This is a genomic window from Acidovorax sp. CF316 (assembly GCF_000276605.1).
GTDB lineage: Bacteria > Pseudomonadota > Gammaproteobacteria > Burkholderiales > Burkholderiaceae_C > Acidovorax.
In genome coordinates this window covers 19453-37861 of record NZ_AKJX01000205.1, presented here as the reverse complement: position 1 = coordinate 37861, position 18409 = coordinate 19453, and the positions used below count along the sequence as shown (strand labels likewise).

General features: G+C 69.1%; 16 protein-coding genes. 7 read left to right on the top strand and 9 right to left on the bottom strand.

Features of this window, described 5'->3' with window-relative positions:
• Positions 1–135: 135 nt before the first annotated feature.
• From PMI14_RS25070 to PMI14_RS25060, 3 genes are read right to left on the bottom strand one after another with little or no spacing between them, the layout of a single operon-like run.
• Positions 136–1923, bottom strand: coding sequence for a bifunctional UDP-sugar hydrolase/5'-nucleotidase (locus PMI14_RS25070; RefSeq protein WP_007858640.1), 1788 nt, complete (start codon positions 1921–1923; stop codon positions 136–138).
• Entirely contained in the window at positions 1920–3017 is a 1098-nt protein-coding gene (gene aroC / locus PMI14_RS25065) for a chorismate synthase (protein WP_007858639.1), read from the bottom strand. The genes PMI14_RS25070 and aroC overlap by 4 nt, the downstream gene beginning before the upstream one ends.
• A gap of 32 nt (positions 3018–3049) precedes the next feature.
• Positions 3050–3499 carry a CBS domain-containing protein gene (locus PMI14_RS25060; protein WP_007858637.1) on the bottom strand — a complete coding sequence of 150 codons (450 nt, stop codon included), beginning with the start codon at positions 3497–3499 and terminating at the stop codon, positions 3050–3052.
• A gap of 112 nt (positions 3500–3611) precedes the next feature.
• Here PMI14_RS25060 and PMI14_RS25055 point away from each other — a divergent pair, with 112 nt between their 5' ends.
• From PMI14_RS25055 to PMI14_RS25035, 5 genes are all read left to right on the top strand, one after another.
• Positions 3612–4919 (top strand): O-acetylhomoserine aminocarboxypropyltransferase, encoded by a 1308-nt coding sequence (locus PMI14_RS25055; protein WP_007858635.1) that lies wholly within the window; start codon positions 3612–3614, stop codon positions 4917–4919.
• Positions 4920–4951: 32 nt separating this feature from the next.
• Positions 4952–6424, top strand: a complete 1473-nt coding sequence (locus PMI14_RS25050) for a DUF4303 domain-containing protein (protein WP_052024488.1) — start codon at positions 4952–4954, stop codon at positions 6422–6424.
• A 66-nt stretch (positions 6425–6490) separates the two neighbouring features.
• The gene (locus PMI14_RS25045; protein ID WP_007858631.1) at positions 6491–7303 is read left to right on the top strand and encodes an alpha/beta fold hydrolase; all 813 of its coding nucleotides are present in this window, start codon (positions 6491–6493) and stop codon (positions 7301–7303) included.
• A gap of 16 nt (positions 7304–7319) precedes the next feature.
• Positions 7320–8303 carry a DUF2157 domain-containing protein gene (locus PMI14_RS25040; RefSeq protein ID WP_007858624.1) on the top strand — a complete coding sequence of 328 codons (984 nt, stop codon included), beginning with the start codon at positions 7320–7322 and terminating at the stop codon, positions 8301–8303.
• The gene (locus PMI14_RS25035) at positions 8300–10045 is read left to right on the top strand and encodes a GDYXXLXY domain-containing protein (RefSeq protein WP_007858623.1); all 1746 of its coding nucleotides are present in this window, start codon (positions 8300–8302) and stop codon (positions 10043–10045) included. The genes PMI14_RS25040 and PMI14_RS25035 overlap by 4 nt, the downstream gene beginning before the upstream one ends.
• Here the strand turns inward: PMI14_RS25035 and PMI14_RS25030 are convergent, their stop codons facing one another.
• Both PMI14_RS25030 and PMI14_RS25025 read right to left on the bottom strand, forming a co-directional pair.
• Complete coding sequence (locus tag PMI14_RS25030) at positions 10046–11260, bottom strand: DUF418 domain-containing protein (protein ID WP_007858622.1); 1215 nt, start codon at positions 11258–11260, stop codon at positions 10046–10048.
• Complete coding sequence (locus PMI14_RS25025; protein WP_007858621.1) at positions 11257–11856, bottom strand: TetR/AcrR family transcriptional regulator; 600 nt, start codon at positions 11854–11856, stop codon at positions 11257–11259. Before PMI14_RS25025 ends, PMI14_RS25030 begins: the two co-directional genes overlap by 4 nt.
• A 133-nt stretch (positions 11857–11989) precedes the next feature.
• On the opposite strand from PMI14_RS25025, the gene PMI14_RS25020 reads away from it, so the two are divergent.
• Positions 11990–12328 carry an Mpo1-like protein gene (locus PMI14_RS25020; protein WP_007858620.1) on the top strand — a complete coding sequence of 113 codons (339 nt, stop codon included), beginning with the start codon at positions 11990–11992 and terminating at the stop codon, positions 12326–12328.
• A 66-nt stretch (positions 12329–12394) separates the two neighbouring features.
• On the opposite strand, the gene PMI14_RS25015 is transcribed toward PMI14_RS25020, so the two are convergent.
• Both PMI14_RS25015 and PMI14_RS25010 read right to left on the bottom strand, forming a co-directional pair.
• Positions 12395–13384, bottom strand: coding sequence for a tripartite tricarboxylate transporter substrate-binding protein (locus PMI14_RS25015; RefSeq protein ID WP_007858619.1), 990 nt, complete (start codon positions 13382–13384; stop codon positions 12395–12397).
• 37 nt (positions 13385–13421) lie between these two features.
• On the bottom strand, positions 13422–14588 hold the full coding sequence (locus PMI14_RS25010; protein ID WP_007858618.1) for a mandelate racemase/muconate lactonizing enzyme family protein: 1167 nt from the start codon (positions 14586–14588) through the stop codon (positions 13422–13424).
• 108 nt (positions 14589–14696) lie between these two features.
• Between PMI14_RS25010 and PMI14_RS25005 the strand changes: the two genes are divergently transcribed.
• A complete protein-coding gene (locus PMI14_RS25005; RefSeq protein WP_007858617.1) occupies positions 14697–15623 on the top strand; it encodes a LysR family transcriptional regulator in 927 nt (308 codons plus the stop codon).
• A gap of 15 nt (positions 15624–15638) precedes the next feature.
• Here PMI14_RS25005 and PMI14_RS25000 read toward each other — a convergent pair whose 3' ends face one another.
• Both PMI14_RS25000 and PMI14_RS24995 read right to left on the bottom strand, forming a co-directional pair.
• Positions 15639–17180 (bottom strand): methyl-accepting chemotaxis protein, encoded by a 1542-nt coding sequence (locus PMI14_RS25000; protein ID WP_007858616.1) that lies wholly within the window; start codon positions 17178–17180, stop codon positions 15639–15641.
• Between the two features lie 16 nt (positions 17181–17196).
• The gene (locus tag PMI14_RS24995) at positions 17197–18213 is read right to left on the bottom strand and encodes a tripartite tricarboxylate transporter substrate binding protein (protein ID WP_007858615.1); all 1017 of its coding nucleotides are present in this window, start codon (positions 18211–18213) and stop codon (positions 17197–17199) included.
• Positions 18214–18409 lie beyond the last annotated feature (196 nt).

Genomic DNA, 18409 nt, shown 5'->3' with positions numbered 1-18409 from the left:
GGGGTCGCCTTTTCTTTGCCTACTTTCTTTTGGCGACGCAAAAGAACAGTAGGTGCGCCGCCGGGCGCATACCCCGGCCTCCGCCGTCAATGCAAGCACGCGGCTCAAACAAGCCCCAAGCCGACAACAGAAAAATCAGGGCAGATCCACGCGAACAATCCGATCCGTAGCCGGCGGCACCACAGCCCCGCCAGCCGCAGTGAAGTAAGCCTCCAACGCATCCAGATCCTGCCCCGCCCCCAGCCCATCCACGCCTTGCGTGAAGACAGTGAAGTTATCCCCGCCCGTAGCCAGGAAGCTGCTCACCACCACCCGGTAGACCGCATCGGCGCGCAGCGGCTGGCCGTTGAGCAACACGCCGCTCACCCGCTGCCCCGCAGGCAACCGCAGGTCATAGCGGTAGGTGAAGCCCTTGGAGACCGACAGCACCCGCGGGCTCTGCGCGGTGTTGGTGCCGCTGGCGAACTGCTGCTCCAGGATGGCCTTCACCTGCGCGCCCGTGAAGGACTGCACCATCAGGCTGTTGCCGAACGGCTGGGCCGTGAACATCTGGCCGTAGCGCACCTGCCCATCGGTCCCGGGCACCAGCACGCCGCGCACGCCGCCGGGGTTCATGAAGGAGATCTGGGCGGCAAGGCCCGGGCCCTGGGCCGCGAGCAATTGTGCGTCGGCGATCAGGTTGCCCATGGAGGTTTCGAGCGAAGGTGCGGGCTCGCGCGAGACCGGGCCCGTGAGGCGGCCCGCGGGGCGCTGGGCCTGAGGCTCGGCAGCGGCGCGGTAGCGCTCCACGATGGCGTGCACGCCCTCATCGCGCGCGAAGACGGGGAAGCGCTGGTCCACCGCGAAGGTGGTGGGGCCGCTGGTGAAGCCCTCGCCCTGCACGATGACCTGGCGCGCGCTCTTGCGCACCACGCGGCGGGTGGCGGTGTCCACGCGCAGGCTGATGTCGGTGACGTGCGTGCCGTACTGGCCTGCGCTGGTCAGCAGCAGCGGGTGCGCGGGGTTCACGGTGCCGTAGTCGCACAGGTAGGAGCGGTGCGTGTGGCCCGAGACCACCACGTCCACCGCCGGGTCGAGCCGCTCCAGGATGGGCACGATGTCGCCGCTCAGGCCCTTGCAACTGGTCTCGCCCAGGGCGGCCTCGGTTTCGCCGCCCTCGTGCACCATGACCACGATCACGTCGGCGCCCTGGGCGCGCAGGCCGGGGATGAGGGCGTTGACCGTGTCGGCCTCGTCCGCAAAGCGCAGGCCGGCCACGCCGGCGGGCGCCACCATGGCGGGTGTGCCGCGCAGGGTCAGGCCGATGAAGCCTACGCTGACCGTCACGCCGCCTTCGGTGAAGCGCTTGATGCCGGTGGGCGGCAGCAGCGGGCGGCCGTCGTCGTGCGCGGTGTTGGCCGCCAGCAGGCCGAAGTTGGTGCCGGGAAAGCCGGGGTTGAGCTGGCAGGGCTCGCGCACGGTGTGCTTCTCGCAGCCGCCGTTCTTCAGGCGCAGCAGCTCGCGCCAGCCCTTGTCGAACTCGTGGTTGCCCACGGCATTGAAGTCGATGCCCATGCGGTTGACCGCCTCGATGGTCGGCTCGTCGAGGAACAAGGCCGACACCAGGGGGGACGCGCCCACCATGTCGCCGGCCGCCACCACCGCATGGTGCCTGTGGAGGGTCTTCAGGTGCGCGATGGCGCTGGCCATGTAGGCCGCGCCGCCCGCGGGCACGCGCGCCGGGCCGCTGCCATCGGGCGCAGCCACCTGCAGCGCCATGCGCGGCGGCTCCAGGTTGCCGTGCAGGTCGTTGAAGGCGATGAGGCCGATGTCGATATGCGTGGGCGCGGGCGTCGACGCGCAGCCTGCCAGCAGTGCTGCTGCCGCCAGGGCCAGCGCCGTGGCGCATGCCCGGGCGCCACGGGTGCGGGCGGCGGAGCTCAAAGGAACGACGCCTGGATCGGGGCCACCTCGCGCACCACGTCCGCGCACTGGGCGCGGTTGCGCAGGGCGTGCTCGATCACCACCAGCGCCAGCAGCGCCTCGGCAATCGGTGCGGCGCGGATGCCCACGCAGGGGTCGTGGCGGCCCTTGGTGATCACCTCGGTGGGCTGACCGTGGATGTCGATGGACTCGCGCGGGCTGATGATGGAGCTGGTCGGCTTGATCGCGATCGAGATCTCCAGGTCCTGCCCGGTGCTGATGCCGCCGAGCACGCCGCCAGCGTGGTTGGTGCGAAAGCCCTGGGGCGTCATCGAGTCGCCGTGCATGGTGCCGCGGTGGGCCACGCTCTCGAAGCCGGCACCGATCTCCACGCCCTTGACGGCGTTCAGGCCCATCATGGCGTGGGCGATGTCGGCGTCGAGCTTGTCGTACAGCGGCTCGCCCAGGCCCACGGGCACGCCGCTGGCCGAGATGCGGATGCGCGCGCCGCAGGAGTCGCCGGCCTTGCGCAGCGCGTCCATGTAGTCCTCGTACTGCTGCACGTCGGCCACGGGGGCGAAGAAGGGGTTTGCGCGCACATGGTCCCAGCTCTCGAAGGGGATGGGCAGCTCGCCCAGCTGCGTCATGCAGGCGCGGAACTGCGTGCCGTACTTCTGGGCCAGCCACTTCTTGGCCACGGCGCCAGCGGCCACGGTGGGCGCCGTCAGGCGTGCCGACGAGCGGCCGCCGCCGCGCGGGTCGCGAATGCCGTACTTGTGCCAGTAGGTGTAGTCGGCATGGCCCGGGCGAAAGCTCTCGGAGATGTTGCTGTAGTCCTTGCTGCGCTGGTCGGTGTTGCGGATTAAGAGCGCGATGGGGGTGCCGGTGGTCCTGCCTTCGTACACGCCTGAGAGGATCTCCACCGCATCGGGTTCGTTGCGCTGGGTCACGTGGCGGCTGGTGCCGGGGCGGCGGCGGTCCAGGTCGGCCTGGATGTCCGCCTCGGCGAGCGGCATGCCCGGCGGGCAGCCGTCGATCACGCAGCCAATGGCCGGGCCGTGGGATTCACCAAAATTGGTGACAGCGAATAGGGTACCGATGGTGTTGCCGCTCATGGGACCGATTATCCCAGAGTGGCGGAACCTGTTCAGCCGCCCGACTCTTCCTCGGGCCAGTCGCGGATATAGGCCTTGAGCATCTTGTTCTCAAAGTTCTGGCTGTCCACCACCGCCTTGGCCACGTCGTAGAAGCTGATCACGCCCATGAGCATGCGCTTGTCCATCACCGGCATGTAGCGCGCGTGGCGGTCCAGCATCATGCGGCGTACCTCGTCCATCTCGGTTTCGAGGGTGCAGGTCAGCGGGTGGTCGTCCATGGCCGAGCGCACCTGCAACGTGCCCACGCTGCCGCCGTTCTTGACGATGGCCTGGATCACCTCGCGGAAGGTGAGCATGCCCACCAGGTCACCGAGCTCCATCACCACCAGCGAGCCGATGTCGCGGTCGGCCATGATGTCCACGGCGTTGGCCAGCGGCTCGTCGGGGGTGACGGTGTAGAGGGTGTTGCCTTTGACGCGAAGGATATCGCTGACTTTCATGATCGGTCTCCAATGGGGCGAGCGGGGCGGCCACGGACGGGGTGGCGCAGCTTGTTTCCGATCAAATATAGCCCACAATGCCTGCCAGCACCGACAACATGGGAGACATTGGATGCCCGGTTACTCCGACCCCGGCTTTGACACGCTTGCGCTGCACGCCGGAGCCACCCCCGATCCGGCCACCGGCGCACGCGCCGTGCCGATCCACCTGACCACCTCGTTCGTCTTCGAATCGAGCGACCACGCCGCCTCGCTGTTCAACCTGGAGCGGCCCGGCCATGTCTACAGCCGCATCAGCAACCCCACCAACGCAGTGCTGGAGCAGCGCGTATCTGCCCTGGAAGGCGGCGTGGGCGCCATCGCCACCGCCAGTGGCCAGGCCGCGCTGCACCTGGCCATCTGCACGCTGATGGGCGCGGGCAGCCACATCGTGGCCAGCACGGCGCTGTACGGTGGCTCGCAGAACCTGCTGCACTACACGCTGTCGCGCTTCGGCATAGCCACCACCTTCGTCAAGCCCGGCGACATCGACGGCTGGCGCGCCGCCGTGCGGCCCAACACCAAGCTGTTCTTCGGCGAGACCGTGGGCAACCCGGGCCTGGATGTGCTGGACATCCCCACCATCAGTGCCATCGCGCACGAGGCGGGTGTGCCGCTGCTGGTCGATTCCACCCTGACCTCGCCCTGGCTCATGAAGCCGCTGGAGCTGGGTGCCGACCTGGTCTACCACTCGGCCACCAAGTTCCTCTCGGGCCACGGTACGGTGGTGGGCGGCATCGTGGTCGATGGCGGCAGCTTCGACTGGGACGGCCCGCGCGCAGCGGGCCGGTTCGCCGAGCTCACGGCGCCCTACGAGGGCTTTCACAACATGGTGTTCAGCGAGGAAAGCTCGGTCGGCGCCTTCTTGCTGCGCGCGCGGCGCGAAGGCCTGCGCGACTTTGGCGCCTGCATGAGCCCGCACACGGCCTGGCTCATCCTTCAGGGCATCGAGACGCTGCCGCTGCGCATGGAGCGGCACATGCGCAACACCGCGCGCGTGGTCGAGTTCCTGGCCAGCCAACCCTTCGTCTCGCGCGTGGGCCACCCTATGCTCGACACTCACCCCAGCCACGCGCTGGCGCAAAAACTGCTGCCGCGCGGCGCGGGCTCGGTGTTCAGCTTCGACCTCAAGGGCAACCGCGAGCAGGGCAAGAAGTTCATCGAGGCGCTCAAGGTCTTCAGCCACCTGGCCAACGTGGGCGACTGCCGCAGCCTGGTGATCCACCCGGCCAGCACCACGCACTTCCGCATGAGCGACGAGGCGCTGGTCAACGCCGGCATCACGCAGGGCACCATCCGCCTGTCCATCGGGCTCGAAGATGCCGATGACCTGATCGACGACCTCAAGCGCGCCCTCAAGGCCGCGGAGAAGGCGGCCTGAGCCCGGCGATGGGACCGCAGGCGGCACCCGCCATGGACTGGCAGGCCTTCGAGCAGACGCTGCTCGACGATGCGCTGGCGCAGGTGCTGCCCGCGCTGCGGGCGCACCCGCTGCGCAGCGATGTCTATGCCGTGGCGCTCGCGGGCATCTACCGCGAGCACGATGGCCCCATCCACCTGCCCACGGTGGCGATGAACAGCGAGGCCGCACTGGCCGGGGCCGGGGACGAGGCCTCGGAAGGCGAGGGAACGCTCTACGACCTGCGCTGGAACCCGGCGGACTGGTGCTGGCCCGACATGGCATCGGGCAGCGCCGCCATGGCCGCCGCCGAAGCCACACTGGCGACCGAGGCCCAAGGGGGCGACGTGGCGCAGTGGGAGGCTGCGGACCGCCGCTGCATCGACGCCCTGGTGCGCGTGTGCCAGCGCCTGCGCGATGCCTTGCACGCATCGGCCGTGGCCGACCGGCTCACGCCCGGCTTTGCCGTGCTGCTGCACGAGGACAGCGACGAGGGCGTTGCCATGGCCTTGCGCTGCCTGGGCGACGAAGCCTTTGCGCGCCTGCTGCCTGGCCATGCCGCCGACCTGGCCGAGGCAGCGCGCGTGGCGGCGCTGCCCGATGCAGAGCGCCTGCGCTACCACCTGGCCTGCCTGGCGCACCAGCCCGCGCCCGAGTTGGGCCTGACGCGCGAGCAGGCCCAGCGCCATGGCGAGGCGGCGCAGCGCGCGCTGCGTGCCTTCGGCCCCGCAGCCATCCCGGCACTGCTGCCCCTGCTGGCGCGCACCGAGACACAGTGCGAGGCCGCACGCCTGCTGGGCGAGATCGGCGCGGCCACGCCCGAGGTGGTGGCTGCCTTGCGGGCCCAGGTGCTCCGGGCCGTGCCGCGCAGCAGCCTGCGCCATCTGGCCCAGGCCGGGCGCAATATCTGCGCCGGTGCGCTGGCCCACCTGGGCGACAGCGCCTGGCTGCTGCAGCAGGCCCAGGCGGGTACGCTCGGCGACGAGTGCGTGGCGCAGGGCCTGTCATCGCCCTATGGCGCGTTCCGCAACCGTGCGCTGGACCCGCTGCCGCTCGACTACCGCCCGGTCGAATCCCTGCCCGCCGTGCAGCCTGCGCTGCTGCCGCTGGTGGAGCAATGGCTGCGCCCCGGCAAGGGCACCTGCACCTTGCGCCTGCACGAGGTGGACGAGGCCCTGCGCGGCCTGCAGTCGCCGCTCACCGTGGTGCGCCAGCATGCGGCCATGGTGCTGGGCGAACGGGCCCTGGGCGCCGAGGCCGGTGCGCGCACCGTGCCCGCGCTGGCCCATGCCGTGGTGCACGACAGCGACGAGACCGTGCGCTACCTGGCCGTGCTGGCGCTGGACGACTGGCGTGGCGCGGCCGTCGCACAGCGACCGCTGGCCGAGGCCACAGCCCGAGGGGACGGCAGCACCAAGGTGCGTGACGCAGCGCAGCGCTGGCTCCAGGTGCTGGACGACCTGGCCGCCGGTGTGCCGCCACGCTGAGGGCGACCATCGCGCCTGGCACGACAAGAACGACGAAACAAAGACAGACAAAGAGGAACCATCCGTATGCAGATCCAAGTCAACGGCCACACCACCTACTGCTACACCGGCGGCAAGGCGTTCAACCCCGCACTGCCCACCGTGGTCATGGTCCACGGCGTGCTCAACGACCACAGCGTGTGGGCGCTGCAAAGCCGCTACCTCGCCAACCATGGCTGGAACGTGCTGGCGGTGGACCTGCCGGGCCACTGCCGCAGCGCGGGCGAAGCCCCGGCCAGCGTCGAGGCGGGGGCGGACTTCGTCGCTGCGCTGCTCGATGCCGCGGGCGTGCGGCGCGCGGCGCTGGTGGGCCACAGCTTCGGTTCGCTGATCGCGCTGGAGGCCGCGGCCCGCCTGGGCGAGCGCGTGAGCCACCTGGTGCTGGTGGGCACGGCCTACCCGATGAAGGTCTCGCCCGCACTGATCGACGCGGCGCTCAACGAGCCCGAGAAGGCGCTGCGCATGGTCAACGTGTTCTCGCGCAGCACGCTGGCGCCGCCTTCGGGCGCGGGCTTCTGGGTCTACAACGCGGGCATGGCGTTGGGCCGCAAGGTGCTGCGCAGCAACAGCGCCGTGAATGTGTTCCACCGCGGCTTCGTGGCCTGCGACAGCTATGCCAACGGCGAGCATGCGATTGCCGCCGTGCAGTGCCCCGTGCTGTTCGCGCTGGGCGCGCAGGACCAGATGACCGCGCCCAAGGCCGCCCAGGGCCTGGTGGCGGCCGCGCGCGCAGCCGGCAAGCGGGTGCACACCACTAGCCTGCCCGTGGGCCACAACCAGATGAGCGAGGCGCCGGACGGTACGCTGATGGCGATCCGCGACTTCATTTCCCTGTCCTGAGCCAAAGGCCTCTCCCATGACCCTGCGCACCGCCCTGTTCGAGCTGGCCCGCCAGCACACGCTGGCCCGACCGGCCGCCACCCGGCTGCTGGGCCTGGCGGGGTTCGACCGCCCGCCTGCCGCCCTGCACACCACGCTGTGGCGCACCGTGGCGGTCATCGCCGCGGCGCTCGGCGGTCTGGGGCTGGTGATGTGGATCGCGGCCAACTGGGAGAGCCTGGGTCGCTTCATGCGCTTTGCGCTGCTGCAGGGCTTTGTGCTGGCCATGTGTGCGGGCGCTGCGCTGCGTGCCGGAGCGCGCGCACCGCTGGCCATGCTGGCGCTGCTGGGCACGGGTGCGCTGTTCGCCTACTTCGGGCAGACCTACCAGACCGGGGCCGATCCCTGGCAGCTGTTTGCCGTGTGGGCCGCGCTCACGCTGCCCCTGGCGTTGGCCGTGCGCAGCGACGTGGTGTGGGTGCCGTGGACCCTGGTGGCCATAGTCGGCATCTCGCTGTGGGCGCAGGCGCACACGGGCCACAGCTGGCGCGTGTCGCCCGCGGACATGACGGTGCACCTGGTCTCCCTGGGCGCCGCGCTGGCCGTAGCGGCCGCCATGCTGCCGCAGGCGCAGCGCTTCACCGGCGCGGGCGTCTGGGCGCTGCGCACGGCGGGCACGCTGGCGCTGATGCTGGTCACGCTCACCGCACTCGGGGGCCTGTTCCATTCGCCGGTGGCGGGCCACTACGGCCTGGGCCTGGCGCTGCTGGCGGCGGCTGCGGCGCTGGTGGGCACGCGCACGCATTTCGATATCTTCCTGCTCAGCGGTGCGGCGCTGGGGCTCAACATCCTGCTGGTGACCGGGCTGGCGCGTGCCATGTTCTCGGCTTCCCGCTTCGGGGATTTTGTGGGTTCGCTGCTGCTCATTGGCCTGGTGGCGGCGGGGCTGCTGGCGGCCACCGTGAATCTGGTGATGCGCCTGGCGCGCCGTGCTGTGCAGCAGCAAGGAGACGCAGCATGAGCGAGGTATCCGGTGATCCCGTGAATCTGTCTGCCAGCGCTGCTGTGCCCGTGCCCACGCCCGGTGCGCTGGAAACCATCGTGCAGGTCGCCGTGGAGCAGGGCATCCTGCCGGCCGGCGCCTCTGCGGCCGATGCGAACCGGGCCCGCGGCACGGCGCGCCCCTGGCCGGTGGTGCTGCTCACGGCGCTGGGCGCCTGGCTGGCGGCGCTGCCGCTGCTGGCCATGTTCGGCCTGTTCTTCGGCGAGTGGATCGTGCGGGACGCGGGTGCCTACGTCATCGGCGCCGTGGTGCTGGCCGGCGCCACGGCGGCCCTGCGCCGCAAGGACCTGCCGATCTTTCTGGAGCAGCTGGCGTTTCCCGCGCTGCTGACCGGCGCGGGCCTGCTGGGCTTTGCCTGCGGGCGCGACATGGGCCTGCAGCCGGCTGCAGCGGTCATGCTGGTGGTGGCGCTGGCAGTGGCCGCGCTCGTGGCCTTGCCCTGGCTGCGGGTGCTGCTGGGGGCGGGCGCGGCGGCGCTGTTTGCCGTGCTCATCTGGCCCGGTGCCGATGGCCGCTGGGCCCTGTCACCCCTGGTGCCCTGGAGCATGGTGCACGCCGTGCTCGCGGTGTGGGTGGGCCTGCTGCTGTGGCAGCGCCATGCGCTTGGCCGGGGTACGGCCGGCAACTGGCTGGCGGCGCTGCTGGAGCCCCTGGCCTGCGGCTGGCTGCTGGTGCTGCTGTGGGGCATCTGCGGCCTGTCGGGCCAGACCTTTCTGGTGGGCGGTGCGTTCGGTGCCGGCATCGGCGGCGAGCTGGTGCGCGAGGTGGGCCGTGAGGTCGGGCCGCGCGGCTACGCGCTGTGGTGGATGGTGCAGGCCGGCAGCGTGCTGCTGGCGCTGGCTGCCGCCGCGATTGCGCAGCGCGCCTGGCCGGTGCTGCGCCAGCCCCGCGCCGCCGTGGTGGCCCTGGTGCTGGCCCTGCTGTGCTGGTTCTCGCCCCTGCTGGGCAGTGCGCTGCTGGCCCTGGCCATCGCCGGTACCACCCGCCGCTGGGGCCAGGCCACCGCGGCCGCACTGGCCTGCACCTGGATCATGGGCGGCTTCTACTACCTGCTGGCCTGGCCCCTGGCCACCAAGGCCATGGTGCTCGTGGGCTGTGGCGCGCTGCTTGGGGTGCTGGCCTGGAGCGCACTGCGCACGCCACGTGCTGCCGCCACTGCGGTGCCTGGCCACGCAGCCCGCCACTGGGCCCACCGCGCCAGCCCCTGGCTGCTGGCCTTGAGCGCGGTGGCCACCGTGGCCGTGGCCAACATCGGCATCGCCGACAAGGAAAACACGATTGCCAAGGGCCAGAAGGTCTACGTGCCCCTGGCCCCGGTGGACCCGCGCTCGCTGATGCAGGGCGACTACATGCGCCTGCGTTTCACGCTGCCGCAGATTCCCGGTGTCGACCGGCGCGAGGCCGGTGTGGAAGGCCTGCTGGGCAGCCGGCCCTATGCCGTCGGCCGGCTCGATGCGCGCGGCGTGGTGGACTGGGAGCGTGTGGAAAAGTACGACGCGCCCATCGCCTCCGGCGAGTTCCGCATCCAGCTCACGCCCAAGAACGGCGAGTGGACACTGGTGACCGATGGCTGGTATTTCACCGAGGGCGATGCCAGCCGCTGGGAGCAGGCGCGCTTTGGTGAATTCCGCGTGCAGCCGGACGGCAAGGCCCTGCTGGTGGGCATGGCGGACGACCAGCTCGTGCCCATTGGGCGGTGATCATTCTGCCGGCCGGGGTGCACGCCGCCATGCGGGCCAGCGCAGCAGCGTGAAGGCGCGCAGCAGCCACTCCACCGGCCCGTAGGCGTGCTGCGCCATCCAGCGGCGGCTCAGTGAAAGCTGTGCCGCGTACAGCGCCACGCAGCCCAGCAGCACCGCCAGCGGTGGCACCCGCCCCACCAGCGCCAGGCCGTAGGCCGTGAACACCAGCGCACCCACCAGAGACTGCAGCAGGTAGTTGGACAGCGCCATGCGGCCCGCGGGTTCGAGCCATGCGGCCAGCGTCCCGCCGCCGGGGCGGTGCTGCAGCGCCCAGAGTAACGCGGCGACATAGCCCAGTGTGAGGAACGGTGCCGTGGCCAGGTCCACGGCCAGCACTGCCGCAGAGACATGGTCGCTCGGGCGCACCATGCTGGTCTGCACCGTGGCATAGAGCAAGGCGCCTGCAGCCCCGATCGGCAGGCAGCACCACAGCCACCGGCGCAGGCGCGCTGGCTCTGATGCGGCGCGGGCCAGATAGCCCGAGCGGTGGGCCGCCAGCCCCAGCAGGAACATGGCCAGTGCGCAGGGCGCCTGCACGAACACCAGCACGAACCAGACGCCATCGGCCATATCGCGCCCGCGCTGGGCAATGGCGTCGAGGGCCCCGGCGCGGTAGGCAGCGGCGGCCTGCTGGGCCTTGGCATGGATCTCGGCCAGGGGCCAATCCATCGGCGGCGCCAGCGACATCAACCAGGCGAGCAGCCCCCAGCAGGCTGACACCAGCCCCAGCAGCGCCACGGCCAGCACCACCGCAGTGCCTGGCCGCAACCGGCGCATCAGCAGCAGCAGCGCGCCCAGCAGCGCATAGGTCACCAGGATGTCGCCCGCGAACAGCAGCCAGGCATGCGCCACACCCAGCAGCAGCAATCCCGCCAGGCGCCGCAGGAAGCGCGGCCCGAAGGCGCTGCCGGAGCGCTGGGCCGAGTCCATCTGCAGGGCAAAGCTGTAGCCGAACAGCAGCGAGAACAAGAGGTAGAACTTGGTCTCGAAGACCAGGGCCACGAACCAGCGCACGGCATGGTCCACGGGCCGCGAGAACGCAGGGTCGGCTACGCCGAGGCCGAAGTAGGTCGAGGCAAAGCTGCCTGCGTTGACGACCAGGATGCCCAGCAGCGCGAAGCCGCGCAGTGCGTCGATGGCATGTTCGCGGGCGGGGGTGACTACCGGTATCATGCCAGGGGTCCGATCACGGTCGCCAGCGCGGCCAGCACCAGCGTGCGGTAGGCGGTGCTGTCGAACGGCACCTCCACCATGGCGCGGCCAAAGGCGCCGTCGAGCAGCAGCAGCACCCAGTCCGCCGCCTGGGCCGCAGGCATGGACAGGCGCACCTGCCCGCGCTCCACGGCCGCCTCCAGCAGTTGCACCAGCGCAGCCTTGCGCACCGCCTCGCCCTGCGCCACACAGGCCATGACTGCCGGGTTGCGCACTCCCTCGGCCAGCACCTCCAGGCCGATGCGGGTGTAGACGGGGTCCGCCAGCAGGGCCAGGCTGTCTTCCAAGATGCCCAGCAGCGCCTGGTACAGGTTCTGCTCGTGCGCGGCCTGGGCAAAGCGCTCGGCGGTCTCGCGCTGGTCCTCCTCCACGATGGCGGCAATGATGGCCTCCTTGGTGGGGAAGTAGTGGAACAGGTTGCCGGGGCTCATGCCGGCCTCGGCACAGATCTCGGCCGTGCGGGTGCCATGAAAGCCCTTGCGCATGAAGCACTCCACGGCCGCAGCCAGGATGTGCTGGCGCCGGGCCTGGTGCTGTGCGGGATTGAGGGTGCGCATGGATCGGGTAATTAATAGATCAACTAGTCGATCTATTAAAACATTGGACTTTGTGCGTTGTCAAACCCGGCACGCTTGTGCAGTGCACTTGGGCGTATAAAGCGCAGATAACAAAACCCCAAGGAGACAAGCCATGGACCTGAGCGCTGCGCCCACGAATCCCACCGACCCGCGGGCCTTCAAGAGCTTTGCGGAGTTCTACCCGTTCTACTTGACCGAACACAGCAACCGGACCTGCCGGCGGCTGCATTTCGTGGGGTCGACCCTGTCGCTCCTGTGCGTGGCTTTGGCGGTTGCCGCCCGCCAACCGTGGTTTCTGTTAGTGGGGCTGCTGTGCGGCTACGGGTTTGCGTGGGTGGGGCATTTCGGGTTTGAGAAGAACAAGCCGGCCAGCTTCAAGCGGCCTCTGTACAGCTTCATGGGCGATTGGGCGATGTACCGGGACATCTGGCGGGGCCGGGTGCCGTTCTGAGGCGCCGAGGGGCCTGGCAGCCCCCGGAGTCTTCGGTCGAATCGATCCAGCGGCCGCCTTCCATCGTCAGTCCGCGGATTCCCCGGAGTCCTTGATGATCCTGGCCCAGCGGATCATCTCGCCCTCCACGTATTTCTTATGCTCCGCAGGTTCCAGGCGTGCGTCGGTCACGATACGCACGCCAAGTGCTTCCTCGCGCTGGATGAGTTCGGGATCCTTGAGCGCTGCCCGGATGGCGGCGTGCAGTCTGGCCAGCACGGGCGGTGGCGTGCCCTTGGGTGCGTACACGCCGTGCCATACCGACATCTCGAAGCCGGTCAGGCCCGCTTCTGCCAGCGTGGGCACTTGGGCAAGCGCGGGCAACGCCATCCGCTGCTTGCTGGTGACGCCAAAGACCTTGACCTTCTTCGCTTCGATCTGGGGCACGGCGTTGGTGGCCTGCTCGCACATCAGGTCCACCTGTCCGCCCATCAAGTCGGTCATGGCGGGCGCCGTTCCCTTGTAGGGAACGAAGGCCATTTTCGATGGCAGGGTGGCCTGCAGCACCAACCCGCACAGGTGGGATGCCGAGCCCACGCCGGCATTCGCGAGGTTGACCTTGCCGTCGTTGGAACTGATCCATTTGCGAAGGTCGGCAAAGTTGTTGGCCGCCAGGCCTGGCTTGCCGATCAGGGTGGAAGGCGCTTCGTTGATGAGTCCGAGGTTCTCGAAGTCTTCCAGCGTTCTGTAGGGCAGCTTCTTGTAGAGCGCGGGGGCCGTGGAGATGCCGATGTGGTGCACCAGCAGGGTGTAGCCATCCGGGGATGCACGTGCGACGCGCGCCGCGCCGATGGTGCCTCCCGCGCCCGCAGTGTTGTCGACGATCACTGTCTGGGCCAAAGGCTTGCGCAGGGCTTCTGCCAGATCACGGGCAATCTTGTCGCTGGGACCGCCAGCGGAAAAGGGGACGACCAAGGTAATTGGCTTGTCCGGAAATTCCGCCCATGCGGTAGTGCTGCTGCTGATCGCAATCAGTCCGATGGCTGCGGCCGCAGCCCCTCGCTTCAAAGTGCCCATGGTTTGTCCCCTTCAGGTTCTGTTTATGAGGGGGTGATCAGGCGGACAGGGCCTGCATCTGCGCATACAGGTCGGCCTTGCCTTCGAAACCGATGCCCGGCAGGTCGGGCAGCGTCACGTGGCCGTCGACCACCTTCACGCCGTCCGGGAAGCCGCCGAACGGCTGGAACAGGTCCGGATAGGACTCGTTGCCGCCCAGGCCCAGGCCGGCCGCGATGTTCAGCGACATCTGGTGCCCGCCGTGCGGGATGCAACGGCTTGCGGACCAGCCGTGTTCCTTGAGCATGTCCAGAGTGCGCAGGTACTCCACCAGGCCGTAGCTCAGCGCGCAATCGAACTGCAGCCAGTCGCGGTCGGGGCGCATGCCGCCATAGCGAATCAGGTTGCGCGCGTCCTGCATGGAGAACAGGTCTTCACCCGTGGCCATGGGGTTCTTGTAGTAGTTGCGCAAGGCTGCCTGCAGCTCGAAGTCGAGTGGGTCACCTGGCTCCTCGTACCAGAACAGGTCGTATTGAGACAGCGCCTTGGCGTACTGGATGGCGGTGTCCAGATCGAAGCGGCCATTGGCGTCCACGCACAGCTTCTGGCCGTCCTGCAGCACGCTGAGGATGGAGTCGATGCGGCGAAGGTCTTCGTCGAGCGAGGCTCCGCCGATCTTCTTCTTGACCACGGTGTAGCCGCGGTCGATGTAGCTCTTCATCTCGTCCTTGAGCTTGCCGTGGTCCTGGCCGGGGTAGTAGTAACCGCCGGCAGCGTAGACGAAGATATTGCGGTTGGGCGTGCCATTGCCATAACGGTCGGCGAGCAACTGGAACAGTGGCTTGCCTTCGATCTTGGCCACAGCGTCCCACACGGCCATGTCGATGGTGCCGATGGCGACAGAGCGCTCACCGTGACCCCCTGGCTTTTCGTTGGTGAACATCGCGTTCCAGATCTTGTGCGGATCCAGGTTTTTGCCGCTGTCATCGATCAGGGAATCAGGGTTGGCTTCGAGCACACGCGGGATGAAGCGCTCGCGCATCAGCTTGCCTTGGCCATAGCGGCCGTTGGAGTTGAAGCCATAGCCGACCACCGGTTTGCCGTCGCGAATCACGTCGGTGATTACCGCCACCAGGCTCAGCGTCATCTTGCTGAAGTCGATGTAGGCATTGCGAATGGGGGAGCTGATGGGGATGGTCTTTTCTCGGATCTCAACGATTTTCATGCGGTGCTCCATAGGTCAAAACGGGTGTCGGGGTCGGTATGATCCGCAACTGCACGGCGTTTGACCAATGCCGTTTTTCTTCTCTTCAGTGCTTTCAAAGCACCGCCCATGCACATCTCCTGGCTCGAGGATTTCCTGGTCCTGGCCGCGGTCGGAAACTTCTCGCGCGCGGCGGAAGATCGCCACATGACGCAGCCCGCCTTCGGCCGCCGCGTGCGCGCGCTGGAAGAGTGGCTGGGGGCGGAGCTGTTTGATCGCAGCACGCAGCCGGTCAAGCTCACTGAGGCGGGCCTGTGGTTCCAGGGCGTTGCGCCCGAGTTGCTCGCGGAGGTGGCGCGCCTGCCCGGTGCGGCGCGTGCGGTGGCCGAGGCAAGCTCCCAAAGCCTGCGTTTTGCAGCGACCCATGCCTTGTCGCTGACCTTCATGCCGGCTTGGCTGCGCAGCTACGGCGCGCACACCATGGCCGGTACCCTGCAGCTGGAGTCCGACATGCTGCACCGCTGCGAGGCGCTGCTGGCCCAGAGCAAGGTGCAGTTCGTGCTGTGCCACGCGCATGCGCAGGCACCCAGCCAACTGCATGCGCAGGGCTACCCTTCGGTCTGCGTGGGCTCGGACGTTCTGCGGCCCGTGTGCGCCATGGGGCCGGGCAGCGCAGCCCTGTACGGCCTGGAGCGCTCCGGCGCGGCAGCGCCGTTGCTGGCCTACAGCGCGGAATCAGGCCTGGGCAACATCCTGCACAAGACCCTCGACAGCGCGCTGGGCCGGCTGCCGACCCATACCGTCTTCACCGCGCATTTGGCGTCCGTGCTCAGGACCATGGCACTGGAAGGCCGGGGCATTGCCTGGCTGCCCCAGAGTCTGGTGGGCGATGACCTGACAGCCGGTCGGCTGGCCGCCGCTGCGGCCACGCCGCAATGGAACATCGAACTCGAGATCCGGGTCTACCGCTCCCACACTCAGATGGGGCGCGCCGCCGAGGCGCTGTGGGAGGCCGTGGTGTGCGAGGCCGCAGGCACCGGGCGCGCCACGCCCTGAAGCGCTGCGTGGGTCTCAGCGCAGCCGGAATACCGCCACAGCCTCCACCAGCTGGTGGGCCTGGCCGCTCAGGCTGCCGGCGGCAGCCGCGCTCTGCTCCACCAGTGCGGCATTTTGCTGCGTGGCGTCGTCCATGCGCACGATGGCCTGGGTCACGCGCAGCATGTCGCGGGTCTGCTCGGCGCTGGCCTGGCTGATCTCTTCCACCAGGGTGCTCACGCCGCGGATGGATGTGACCACCTCGTCCATGGTGCTGCCGGCGTTGCGCGCCAGGTCGGAGCCGGCCTGCACGCGATCCACGCTGGTCTGGATCAGGGCCTTGATCTCGCGCGCGGCGCTGGCGCTGCGCGTGGCGAGGTTGCGCACCTCGCTGGCCACTACGGCAAAGCCGCGGCCCTGCTCGCCGGCGCGGGCCGCTTCCACGGCGGCATTGAGCGCCAGGATGTTGGTCTGAAAGGCAATGCCGTCGATGACGCCGATGATGTCGGCGATCTTGCGCGAGCTGTCCTGGATGCCCTGCACCACCTCCACCATCTGGCCCACGACCTGGCCGCCGCGCTCGGCGATCGAGGCACCGCTCTTGGCCAGCTCGTTCGCGCGCTGGGCGCTGGCGGCGTTGTTCTGCACGGTCTGCTGCAGCTGCTGCATGGACGACGAGGTTTCGTCCAGCGACGAGGCCTGGTCTTCGGTGCGCATGCTCAGGTCGGTGTTGCCCTGGGCGATCTCGGCGCTGGCACTGGCCACGCCCTCGGCATTGGTGCGCACGCCCGAGACCACGCGCTCCAGGTTTTCCTGCATCGCAGCCAGGGCCTGCAGCAGGCGCGCGGGCTCGTCGTTGCCGTCGATGGAGATGGTGGTCGTCAGGTCGCCTGCCGCGACCTTGTTGGCCAGGGACACGGCCACGCGCAGCGGGCCCACCACCGAACGGGTGAGCACCCAGCCCGCAAATACACCCAGTGCGCTCACCAGGGCCAGCGCCACCAGGCTGCTGACCAGGGCCCGGCGCGCATCTTGTGCGGCCTGCTGGGCAATGGCGGCACTGCTGTCGGCCACCTGCCGGCTCAGCTCTCCCAGGAGCTTGGCAGGGCCTTGGTCGATGTCGGCCACGTCGGCATCGCCGGCCGAGGCCACGAAGCCCAGCGACTGGAAGGCCTCGAAGCCCTTGCGGTAGCCCTGGGCCATCTGGGTGTGGGCGTCGGCGAATTTCTGCAGCGCGGCGCGCTCGCTGCTGTCCACCAGCTGCGGTGCCAGCGCCTTGGCCGCATCGGCCACGCGCTTTTCGCTGGCCTGGAAGGCGTTCCAGTGCAGCTCGCGCTTGCGCGAGTCCTCGCCGCGCAGGAGCGTGTTCTTCCACTCCATCACCTGGGTCTTGAACTCGCTCTCCATGCGCGAGACCGCGCGCTCCTGCGCCACGCGCTGCAGCACGGTGGCGTCATAGGTACCGAGCGTGCCGTACAGCGCGGCAATCCCGAAGAGTGCCGCGCCGATCATCAGCGCCAGCACCAGGCCCAGCGCGCCCGCCATGCGGGTGCCGATGGAGTAGCGGGACATGTTCATCAGGAAATCCTTGAGCCTAGGCCTTCAGTTTGAGCAGGTAGACCATCACGCGCGCGGTGGTCAGGTCCAGTTCCATGAATTCGGTCAGGTCCTTGCCGGTGAGCCAGGAGGCGTCCCATTTGTTGGCCTTCAGGGTGCGCACCCAGGATTCATGCACGGTGGCCGCTTCCACTGCGGTCACCATCTCGGCCAGGCGTGCGGCAGAAACGCCCTTGCCCGTGAACACGCCACGCCAGTTGGCCATGACGGCATCGATGCCCTGCTCGCGGAAGGCCGGCAGGCCGAACACGCTGCGCCGGGCCGACACGCCGATGGCGCGCAGCTTGCCGGCCGCGATGGCCTCGCTGAACTCGCTGTAGCCCGACAGGCCCAGGGCGGCCTTGCCGGTGACCAGGGCATCCACCACCTCGTTGCCGCCCGCAAAGGGGCGGTAGACCAGTGCTTCGGGGCTGGCCTTGGCGGCGCGGGCCAGCACGCCCGCATAGATGTGGTCCACGCCGCCCGCGGAGCCGCCGGCCACGGGCAGGGCGGGCAGGTCGGCCTTCATGGCGGCCACCAGGTCCTTGGCGCTGCGGATGGGGGACGACGCCGGCACGGCGGCCACCAGGTAGTCGCTGGTCAGGCGCGCAATGGGCTGGATCTGCGTCAGGTCCACGGCAGGCTTTTGCAGCGCCACGGCGCCCACCATCACCATGCCGCCCATGAGCAGGGTGTTCGGGTCGTTGGCGTATTTTTCGGCGTAGCGGGCCAGGCCGATGGTGCCGCCCTTGCCGCCCACGTTCTCGTACTCCACCTGGTCCACGGCACCGGCCCCCACCAGGGCGGCACCCAGCGCACGGCCGGTCTGGTCCCAGCCGCCGCCCGCGTTGGCGGGGATCACGATGCGCAGGTTGCCGGCCAGCTTGGCGACCTTGGCCGGTGGGCGGGCCTGGGCCAGCACGGTGCTGCCCAAGGGGGTTGCCAGGGCGGCAAACGCGGCGGCACGGGCCAGCACCTTGCGGCGCTGCGTGTTCTCTGGGGTGGTGGCGGTCATGGCATTCCCTCGGTAAGCGGATGTATCCAGTCGCCATGGTGGGCGCTGAAACTGTCATTTGGCTGTCCAGGGTATCAGGGTATACGCCGAAGCGGGTGACATCTGTGGCCGCCACGCCACCATGGAAAACGCCCTGCGCCGCGGGTGCGGGGCAGGGCGTCGGAGGTGGAGAAGGTCCCCGCCAGGGGACGTTCGC

Bases quoted from the DNA above. Each gene is read 5' to 3' on its own strand.
- PMI14_RS25020 (WP_007858620.1), top strand. From the start codon at position 11,990: ATGGACCTGAGCGCTGCGCCCACGAATCCCACCGACCCGCGGGCCTTC.
- PMI14_RS25055 (WP_007858635.1), top strand. From the start codon at position 3,612: ATGCCCGGTTACTCCGACCCCGGCTTTGACACGCTTGCGCTGCACGCC.
- PMI14_RS25005 (WP_007858617.1), top strand. From the start codon at position 14,697: ATGCACATCTCCTGGCTCGAGGATTTCCTGGTCCTGGCCGCGGTCGGA.
- PMI14_RS25010 (WP_007858618.1), bottom strand. From the start codon at position 14,588: ATGAAAATCGTTGAGATCCGAGAAAAGACCATCCCCATCAGCTCCCCC.
- PMI14_RS25045 (WP_007858631.1), top strand. From the start codon at position 6,491: ATGCAGATCCAAGTCAACGGCCACACCACCTACTGCTACACCGGCGGC.
- aroC (WP_007858639.1), bottom strand. From the start codon at position 3,017: ATGAGCGGCAACACCATCGGTACCCTATTCGCTGTCACCAATTTTGGT.
- PMI14_RS25015 (WP_007858619.1), bottom strand. From the start codon at position 13,384: ATGGGCACTTTGAAGCGAGGGGCTGCGGCCGCAGCCATCGGACTGATT.
- PMI14_RS25060 (WP_007858637.1), bottom strand. From the start codon at position 3,499: ATGAAAGTCAGCGATATCCTTCGCGTCAAAGGCAACACCCTCTACACC.
- PMI14_RS24995 (WP_007858615.1), bottom strand. From the start codon at position 18,213: ATGACCGCCACCACCCCAGAGAACACGCAGCGCCGCAAGGTGCTGGCC.
- PMI14_RS25025 (WP_007858621.1), bottom strand. From the start codon at position 11,856: ATGCGCACCCTCAATCCCGCACAGCACCAGGCCCGGCGCCAGCACATC.
- PMI14_RS25040 (WP_007858624.1), top strand. From the start codon at position 7,320: ATGACCCTGCGCACCGCCCTGTTCGAGCTGGCCCGCCAGCACACGCTG.
- PMI14_RS25030 (WP_007858622.1), bottom strand. From the start codon at position 11,260: ATGATACCGGTAGTCACCCCCGCCCGCGAACATGCCATCGACGCACTG.
- PMI14_RS25050 (WP_052024488.1), top strand. From the start codon at position 4,952: ATGGACTGGCAGGCCTTCGAGCAGACGCTGCTCGACGATGCGCTGGCG.
- PMI14_RS25035 (WP_007858623.1), top strand. From the start codon at position 8,300: ATGAGCGAGGTATCCGGTGATCCCGTGAATCTGTCTGCCAGCGCTGCT.
- PMI14_RS25000 (WP_007858616.1), bottom strand. From the start codon at position 17,180: ATGAACATGTCCCGCTACTCCATCGGCACCCGCATGGCGGGCGCGCTG.